Source organism: Magnetospirillum moscoviense (assembly GCF_001650635.1).
GTDB lineage: Bacteria > Pseudomonadota > Alphaproteobacteria > Rhodospirillales > Magnetospirillaceae > Magnetospirillum > Magnetospirillum moscoviense.
Map to the genome: position 1 here is coordinate 23,833 of NZ_LWQU01000144.1, position 8,842 is coordinate 32,674.

The window sequence follows — 8,842 nt, forward strand, 5'->3', positions numbered from 1 at the left end:
GAGGCCACATGGCCCAAGCATTGTCGCATTTGCGTGTTCTCGATCTCAGCCGCGTGCTGGCCGGACCTTGGTCCGGCCAGTTGCTGGCCGATCTGGGCGCCGAGGTCATCAAGGTTGAAAAGCCGGGCGAGGGCGACGACACCCGCGCCTGGGGGCCGCCCTTTCTGAAGGACAAGGACGGCGCCGACACCCACGAAAGCGCCTATTACCTGTCGACCAACCGCGGCAAGCGCTCGCTGGCCATCGACTTCACCCAACCCGAGGGGCAAGAACTGGTGCGCCGGTTGGCCGCCCGGTGCGACGTGGTCATCGAGAATTTCAAGGCCGGCGGTCTGGCCAAGTACGGCCTGGATTACCCGTCCTTGAAGGCGGTCAAGCCCGACATCGTCTATTGTTCCATCACCGGCTTCGGCCAGGACGGCCCCTATGCCCAGCGCGCCGGCTATGATTTCCTGGTCCAGGGCATGGGCGGGTTGATGAGCCTGACCGGCGAGCCCGACGGCGAGCCGATGAAGGTCGGCGTGGCGCTGACCGACATCTTCACCGGCATGTATGCCTCGGTCGCCATCCTGGCCGCCCTGGCTCACCGCGACCGCACCGGCCAGGGCCAGCATATCGATCTGGCCCTGCTGGACGTCCAGGTGGCGGTGCTGGCCAACCAGGCCAGCAATTATCTGGTCGGCGGCATCGTTCCCCAGCGGCTGGGCAATTCCCATCCCAACATCGTGCCCTACCAGGCCTTCGCCACCAGTGACGGCCACGTCATCTTGGCCATCGGCAACGATTCCCAGTTCCAGCGCTTCTGCACGGTGGCCGGCTGCCCGGCCCTGGCCGAGGACCCGCGTTTCGCCACCAATGCCGGCCGAGTGCGCGAGCGCGAGACCTTGATCGCGCTGCTGCGCCCGATTCTGGCCGCGCGCCCGATGGCCGAGTGGATCGAGGTGCTGGAAGTGGCCGGCGTACCGTGCGGACCGATCAACACTCTGGCCCAGGTGTTCGACAATCCGCAGGTGCGCCATCGCGGCATGGTGGCGGGCCTGGACCATCCGCTGGCCGGTCGCGTCGATCTGGTCGCCAACCCGATCCATTTCTCCGAGACCCCGGTGACCTATGACCGGGCGCCGCCGCTTTTGGGCGCCGACAGTGCAGGGGTGCTGGCCGATATTCTGGGGCTGGACCCGGCCGCCATCGCCGACTTGCGCGCCAAAGGCATCCTTGGCGGTTAGCGGTTTCACGCCAAGCGTGAACACGCGACTAGCCAGAGCGGCGCCTGAGCGGCCCGGCACGGGCCAAGCATAAGACTCTAGATCGGGTTCCGCCCGGGCGGAAAACGGTCTAGTCGGGCTCGACCAGGCCGCGCAGGGCGTAGCGGCGGCGTTCGTCGGTGGGATAGGCATCCCCCAGGCGGGAGCGCGGAATCTTCTCGTGCAGCGGCGGCGCGCCGAACAGGCTGAACCTGGCCCACAAGGCCAGGCGCGGCGCCCGTACCGGCTCCTCGCCGCGATGGAAGCCGAAGGTGTCGGTCATGAAGGAACTGCCGGCCGGTCCGGTCAGGTGGCGGACATGGTCCTTCCAGACTTCCAGATAGAACTCGTCGGGTTCGGCGCCGCAGAAATCGTTGGTCTGCAGCCGTTCGGCGGTCATGTGCCAGCGGTTGCCTTCCAGCACCTCCTTGGTGCGGCGGAAATTGTTGCTGCCGGCCAGATAGGTGTGGGGGCCGGTCTCCATGTCGACGTCGGTCAGGTACATGAAGGCGGTGCAGACCTTGCCGTGGTCCCAGTCGCGATGGAAGTGCTGGCCGTATTTGATGTCGGCATATTGGCCGGGAAACGACCACCAGATGTTGACCGAGTAAAGGGTCGGGGCGGCGCCCAGGAAGGCGGTGGCGGCGTCTAGAATGCGCGGCTGCAGCAGGAAATCCAGAAGATGCGGCGCCATCATCAAGGTGGGGAAGGCATAGGCGCCGAAGCGGAAGGCCTCGGCGCCCAGGCCGATGGTGCGCGGCACATGGTCGGACCGGCGCACCGCCGCATTGAAGGATTCGTAGACGTGGGTGTTATAGACCGGGCATTCCAGCAGATATTCGCGCAATTCCTCGAGTTGGTCGGCCGGCAGGCCGGCGCCCAAATTGTAGATGCCGTCTTCTTCCAATTGGTGGGCGGCATCCTGGGCCGTCTGTCCGACCGGATCCGAGGGAATCTGCTGATTGACCGCCTCGGCCAGGACGTTGGCCCACACTCGGCGCTGGTCGTCGCTGAGCGAGTTGATGAATTGGTGCCCGACCTCGGACATCGAGCGCAGGAACATCATGGCCGTGCGCGCATCGATTTTGCCAAAATCTTCGGTCTGCATCCTGATCCACTCCCATCGACCACACGAAGCTGGGCCAAAGAATCGCACGCCAAGGGTAAAGGGGAGGTGTAGACGATGCGCCGCGGTATTTGATCCGCCGGGGGGCTTCCGGGTCGTTACCCGCCAAGCCCCTCAAGCAGTCCGGTAACGACTGCTCGCGGCCCCGGCAACGAGCTTTGGGCGACACCATCAACTCCCTCTGGGCAGTTCCACATGGAAAGCCGTTCCTTCGCCCAGTGAAGATTCCACCCAGATACGGCCATTATGCTGGTCGACAATCTTTTTGCAGATAGCGAGGCCGATGCCAGTTCCCTCGTACTTATCGGGGGTGTGGAGCCGCTTGAACACGCCGAAAATGGTGTCGTGATAGATCTGCTCGATGCCGATGCCGTTATCCCTGACCGTCACGACATGGCTCATGGGGCCGGTCGCGGCGGTGATGGTCACCACGGGAGGGCGTTCCGGCAGGCTGTACTTGATGGCGTTGCCGATCAGGTTCTGGAACAGCCGGACCAGATCGGCGGGGTCGCATTGAATCATGGGCAGCGCTCCCACGATATCCACCCTGCCATTGGCGTCGATGATGTTGGAGTGCAGATTGGCGCAGGACTCGTGCACGACTTCGCTCAAAGCGACGAGTGCGACAGGCTTGGCGTTGCGGCCGATCCGCGAGAACTCCAGCAGATCAACGACCAACTGGTCCATGCGCACCGCTCCGTCATGAGCAAAGGCGATGAACTCACGGGCATCGGCGTCCAACTTGTCCCCATAGCGGCGCTCCAGCAGGGAGACGTAACTGGAAACCTGACGCAGCGGAGAACGTAGATCGTGGGATGCGATATAAGCGAATTGCTCCAACTCGGCATTCGAGCGGGCAAGATCGCGACGGATGGCGTCTTCTTCCAGCACGGCACCGATCCAACGCGCCAATAGCCGCATGAACTCCTTGTCGCCATCGTCGAAATCCCGTGGACTCGATGTCGTGGAACAGAAGTTCACCGTGCCATAAGCCTTGCCCCGGACACGGATCGGGACTCCGACATAGCTTTCAAGTCCATGGGTACGGTAACAGGGATGATCAGCATGGGGCGAGCGCGCCCAGTGGGCGATGGCGACCACATCGTCCTGCTCCATCACCAGGGCGCAATACGTGCTGGCGAGGTCAAAATCGGCCATAGCCGTTTCTTCGGAGGCAGAGTGATGCTCAACGGTGAACCGGCTGCCTTCAACCCGGCTGATCATTCCCATGGAAAGGTCCAGGTGCCGCCGCCCCAGGTCGAGGGCATCGGCCAGCTTTTGCGATGCCGGCCCAGGAGGCAGGGCAGCGATCTCGCTCAACACCCGAAGATTCTCGTATTGGCGGCGCAACAGCGCCGTCCGATCGGTCAATGCCAGCTCAATACGCTTGCGCTCGGTGATGTCCTCGTGAACCAGTACGACTTCCGGAACGGAATCGCCCTGTCCGAGGATAGGATAGGCATAGCCGTGCACCCAGCGGTCTTCGCCTTGCTCGCCGTCGGCAACGACATGAATGGCCGAAATTTCCAGGCTGCGCCCCGCTAAACCCTCAACAAGAAGACTCTCCGCGCCTATCTGGTTGAGAACAGGATGCCCACCACCAGCGACAGGGATGGAGGAAGCCTGCCCCCATAACCTTACCCAAGCCCGGTTCGACATTCGAGGAACCGACTCGGCATCGACGATCTGGATGGCCAGGGGGCTTTGTTCAAAGATGGCGCGAAATCGAATTTCGGACTCCCGTAACGCCATTTCGGCCCGGTTGCGCTCAGTGACGTCCATGGCGGTAGAAAGACAGCGCCACCCTTCGCCCCACCCATCACCCAACCGGACGCTTTCCAGGTTCACCGGAAAAGGGGGGCGCTGATCCGGCAACAGCCATAGCTCGGTGGAGGCGCGCCCGACGCTTCGCACCGTGGCGAAATGATCGTCCAGGTCATGACGGCATTTCTTGTCGATGAACAGCAGGAACGGCTTGCCGGCGATACGGCCCTTGGTTCTGCCCAGCATCCCCATTCCGGTGATATTGGCATCCACCACCGAGACGTTATCGTCGATGATGAAATAGCCGACGGGCGAATATTCGAACAGGTCGCGATAGCGGGCGCTGACCTTCTCGATATGCCCCTGGGCCTGGTGAAGCTCCTCGTTCTGCGCCCGCAACTCCTCTTGATGAACTTGGAGGTTATGCAGGGCTTCCGTCATTCGTCGTTGGACACCGTCCAGCGGCCGATTACGTAGCGCCTCGACCTCCTTGAGGAGTGCTAGATTCTCAGCCTCAAGCTGAGCCTTAGTTTTCGATTTACCACTTCTACCCATCATCTTAGTATGACGATCATGAATATCTTTCCCGTAACTATGACAGGCGACCTCAGCATAAAAGAAATAGCCATAGGATGCGACAAATTATAAGGTTCCTAACAAAGGCGGCAGGGTTCATATGCGGTCATTAACGGGCATTTGGGGGCGATAATGGCACGTAAGCCGAGTGCGCAAAGCTCTGCGCTGAATGAGACATCCATCGGGGCAGAGCCGGATGCGGTTGTCGAAGTCTCCAAGAAGACAAGGGCGCGCCGCAGCAACCTGTATGTTGTAGGGGTCGGTGCCTCGGCGGGCGGGCTGGAAGCCCTGCGCCCCTTCGTGGCCAATCTGCCGTTTGCGGTCAACATGGCCTATGTCATCGTCCAGCATCTATCGCCGGCCTATCGCAGCATGATGGTCCAGCTATTGGCGCGCGAGACCAAGTTGCCGGTGGAGGAGATCAAGGACGGCACCGTCCTGGTCGCCAACACCATCTACATCACCCCCCCCAACAAGGACGTCCGGGTCAAAAATTCGACGCTGTGGCTGCGTGAGCCTTCCGCCCCGCTGGGGCCGAAGCCGTCGGTGGATGTGTTCTTTGCCTCTCTGGCCGAGGATCGCGGCCAGCACGCCATAGGGGTGATCCTGTCGGGAACCGGCAGCGATGGTGCGCACGGGATGCGTGCCATCAAGGCCAGTGGCGGCCTGACCGTAGCCCAAGAACCCGAGACGGCCAAATATGATGGAATGCCCAAGGCAGCCATCGATTCCGGCTGCGTCGACCAGACCTTACCGCCCGATGGAATCGGCCCTGAACTGGCCTCCATCTCACGCTTTCCCAGGCCCGTGGTTAGCCAGAAGTCGGAAGAAACCAAGACCCAGGATACCGTCAACGAGATCTTCCTGTTGGTCAGGAAGCGGACCGAGGTGGATTTTTCCCAATATAAATTGAACACAGTGCGTCGTCGCCTGGAACGTCGCATGGCCGCCAATCGGATTGAGACCCTGGACTCCTATCTGGATTTCGTCCAGCGCAACCCGACTGAGTTGGATCTGTTGTGCAAGGACATCTTGATCTCGGTCACCTCATTCTTCCGCGACACCAAGGCGTTCGAGGACATTAAGGTGACGCTGGCAGAGCTTCTGGCGACCAAGCGCCCTGGTGACAGTATCCGCATTTGGGTTCCGGCCTGCGCCACCGGCGAGGAGGCCTATACCTTTGCCATGATGTTGACCGACCTGCTGGGGGATGGCGCCAAATCCTACAAAATCCAGGTCTTCGCCACCGACATCGACATGGACGCCATGCGCCACGCCCGCAAGGGCACCTATTCCGCAACCGCGGTCGAGGGACTGGATCGGGGGTATGTCTCGAAATACTTCGACGCCATGGGCCAAAATTATCAGATCAAGAAGCCCATCCGCGAGATGGTCGTCTTCGCCCGCCAGGATCTGATCAAGGACCCGCCCTTCGTCAAGATTGATGTTGTCAGCTGTCGTAATGTCCTGATCTATTTCAATTCTGATCTTCAGGACCGCATCTTCCAGGTCTTCCACTACGCCATCAATCCGGAAGGGCATTTGTTTCTCGGAAAGTCAGAATCGGTCGGCCATTGCACTGACCTGTTCAGGTCCATCAAGACCACCTCCAAGATCTTCCAAAAACGGATGGGCAGCCCACGCTCCAGCAATCCGGTATTCGGGGCCTTCCGGCTCAAGGTCTCCGAATCCGCAGAAACTATGCTGCCGGTAGGGGGGGCATCCATCGAATCCATCGTCCGCGATGGTTTCGTCAAGTCGTGCATGCCCGCCAGCGTGGCAATCAATGAGAACCTGGACATTCTCTTCTATCACGGCGACGTGGACAGCTTCGTCCGCTTCCCCCAGGGGCGCCCCAACCAGAATCTGGGCAAGCTGATCGCCGACGATTTCCGCATCGACCTTCGTGGCTTGGTCCACCGCGCCCGTGAGTCCAAAGCCATGGTCATGGGGAGTAAGCGCTCCCTTCGGGTCCGCGAGGGCGACATAATCGCTCGACTGGTGGTTCGGCCTCTTCTTTCTGATGCGGGAAGCGAAGGGCTGTTTCTGGTCAGTTGCGAGAAGGTTGAAGCCGTGGTCGAGGGCGCTCCGGTCGAGGCGGCATTGCCTCCTGGCGGTGAGACGCGTCTGAACGAGTTGGAGCAAGAGCTGACCGCCACGCGAGAGCATCTTCAGACTGTGGTGGAGGAGTTGGAGACCTCCAACGAGGAGCTTCAGGCCCTCAACGAAGAAATGCAGGCAGCAAACGAGGAACTGCAATCCTCCAACGAGGAGCTTGAAACCTCCAATGAGGAATTGCAATCCACCAACGAGGAACTGACCACCGTCAACGAAGAGCTTCAGGTCCGCACCTCCGATTTGGGCGCGGCCAATGCCGATCTCCAGAACATCCAGAACAATGTCGGCTTTCCCATGCTGGTCGTTGATAAGGGGCTGCGGATCACTCGCTTTACCCATCAGGCCGCCCGACTTTTCGGGCTGCTGCCTTCCGATGCGGGGCAGCTGATCACGGCGGTGCCTAGCCAATTTCATATTAAGGACCTACGTAATCTGCTGATGACCGTGGTTTCCAGCGGATTATCCCATGAGGACATTATCGAAGCCGAGGGGTGCATCTATCGTATGGGGATTGTCCCCTATCGGGACCTGCGGGAGCAGACGGCGGGGGCTATCCTTACCTTTATCGATGAAACCGCCCTGCGCACCACCCAGAAGAGCCTGGAAGATACGGTTGTAAGTCTGCGCAGCACTCAAGATGAGCTGCGTGAGGCCAAGGAAATCGCCGAAAGCGCCAACCGCGCCAAATCGGAGTTCTTGGCCAATATGAGCCACGAATTGCGCACCCCGCTTAATGCCGTGCTGGGATTCGCCCAGATCATGGCCGACGAGATGTGGGGTGAAATCGGCAATGAACGATACAAGGAATATGTGGGAATCATCGTCAACAGCGGCCAGCACCTGCTGTCGCTGATTGGGCAGGTCCTCGAAATGTCGGTGATCGAGGCTGGGCGCGCCACCATTCGCGAGAGTTCCGTCAATCTAATCGATGTCATCACAAGCTCGATTCGGCTGCTGTCATCCCAGGCAGAGGAAAGCAACGTCAAAATGACTGCGTTTGTTCCAGAAGAACTGCCGTTATTGCGTGGAGACATCACAGCAATCCAGCGGGTTTTAATCAATCTTCTTGGCAACTCACTTAAATTTACCAAGTCTGGTGATTCTATTACCTTGACGGCCACTCAGGACCAGAGCGGCGTGACCATCTGCGTCAAGGATACCGGCATCGGCATCAGTCCCGCTGACTTAGATCGAGTATTGATGCCGTTTGAGCAGGGCGGCCAGCGGGTTCTGCGCAAAGAGAGCGAGGGGGTTGGTCTTGGCCTGCCCATCTCCAAGTCGCTTATGGAGTTGCACAACGGCACCCTCACCATCGACAGTATCGAGGGTAAAGGCACCACCGCCTGCATCCACTTCCCAGGCTCGCGAGTTATAGCCATCAGTGACGCGGCTGTATGACAAAGAGCCAGAAATCCTCCGTTACGCAAATCTCCGATTTGGTGTCGCGCTTATCGGGAATGCGCTGCGCCGTTTCCGGGGCGATCTTAGACAACTAGCCCAAGGCTTCGCCGATGATCTCGAACTTCCGCTCCGCCGCCGAATAAACCAATTCGTTTTCAGTGAAGGTTGCCGCGTCGAGCCCGTCCAGGAAACGCATAATCGCATCAGCCGCCTGCTGGATGTCCCACAGATAGGCCCGTGCGTCACGGGGCGTAAACCACCTCGCGCGTCTGGTAGACCGAGGCCAGGATAAATGGGTTACGTAGCGCCCCGGATTCCACCAAGTCCACTGGACGTTTCAGCAGACGTTCAAGCGCCGCTGCAAGACCGAAATATTGCTCCAACGGCGAGATGTCGGACACCACCGGGTCGAAGGCCACCAGGAAATCGGCGTCGCTAGCCACGGGATCGAAGTCCTCCTCTCGCGCGGCCGAGCCGAACACCTCAAGCCGCCGCACCGGAACCTGTCAATGAATCCGCGACACTGCGTCTGACAATTTAGGCAGCAATTCTCTCAGCTGGCGGATTGATCCAGACGGCATTGGGCGGGGCTGGCGGCTGCGGCGGCTTGCAT

General features: G+C 60.2%; 6 protein-coding genes. 2 read left to right on the plus strand and 4 right to left on the minus strand.

The window, feature by feature from the left end; genetic code table 11:
* Window positions 1-8 precede the first annotated feature (8 nt).
* Window positions 9-1,226: a CaiB/BaiF CoA transferase family protein gene (locus A6A05_RS12100; RefSeq protein WP_068501261.1), complete on the plus strand. Its 1,218-nt coding sequence runs from the start codon at window positions 9-11 to the stop codon at window positions 1,224-1,226.
* A gap of 109 nt (window positions 1,227-1,335) precedes the next feature.
* Here the strand turns inward: A6A05_RS12100 and A6A05_RS12105 are convergent, their stop codons facing one another.
* Together A6A05_RS12105 and A6A05_RS12110 are read right to left on the minus strand one after the other, a co-directional pair.
* On the minus strand, window positions 1,336-2,352 hold the full coding sequence (locus A6A05_RS12105) for a phytanoyl-CoA dioxygenase family protein (RefSeq protein WP_068501263.1): 1,017 nt from the start codon (window positions 2,350-2,352) through the stop codon (window positions 1,336-1,338).
* Between the two features lie 189 nt (window positions 2,353-2,541).
* Entirely contained in the window at window positions 2,542-4,575 is a 2,034-nt protein-coding gene (locus A6A05_RS12110) for a PAS domain-containing sensor histidine kinase (protein ID WP_172822273.1), read from the minus strand.
* Window positions 4,576-4,842: 267 nt separating this feature from the next.
* Here A6A05_RS12110 and A6A05_RS12115 point away from each other — a divergent pair, with 267 nt between their 5' ends.
* Complete coding sequence (locus A6A05_RS12115) at window positions 4,843-8,226, plus strand: chemotaxis protein CheB (protein ID WP_068501270.1); 3,384 nt, start codon at window positions 4,843-4,845, stop codon at window positions 8,224-8,226.
* Window positions 8,227-8,320: 94 nt separating this feature from the next.
* Here A6A05_RS12115 and A6A05_RS21510 read toward each other — a convergent pair whose 3' ends face one another.
* Window positions 8,321-8,458 carry a HepT-like ribonuclease domain-containing protein gene (locus tag A6A05_RS21510; protein ID WP_342670021.1) on the minus strand — a complete coding sequence of 46 codons (138 nt, stop codon included), beginning with the start codon at window positions 8,456-8,458 and terminating at the stop codon, window positions 8,321-8,323.
* A gap of 13 nt (window positions 8,459-8,471) precedes the next feature.
* Window positions 8,472-8,726, minus strand: coding sequence for a nucleotidyltransferase family protein (locus A6A05_RS12120; RefSeq protein ID WP_068501273.1), 255 nt, complete (start codon window positions 8,724-8,726; stop codon window positions 8,472-8,474).
* Window positions 8,727-8,842 lie beyond the last annotated feature (116 nt).

Bases quoted from the DNA above. Each gene is read 5' to 3' on its own strand.
- A6A05_RS12100 (WP_068501261.1), top strand. From the start codon at position 9: ATGGCCCAAGCATTGTCGCATTTGCGTGTTCTCGATCTCAGCCGCGTG.
- A6A05_RS12105 (WP_068501263.1), bottom strand. From the start codon at position 2,352: ATGCAGACCGAAGATTTTGGCAAAATCGATGCGCGCACGGCCATGATG.
- A6A05_RS12110 (WP_172822273.1), bottom strand. From the start codon at position 4,575: ATGACGGAAGCCCTGCATAACCTCCAAGTTCATCAAGAGGAGTTGCGG.
- A6A05_RS12115 (WP_068501270.1), top strand. From the start codon at position 4,843: ATGGCACGTAAGCCGAGTGCGCAAAGCTCTGCGCTGAATGAGACATCC.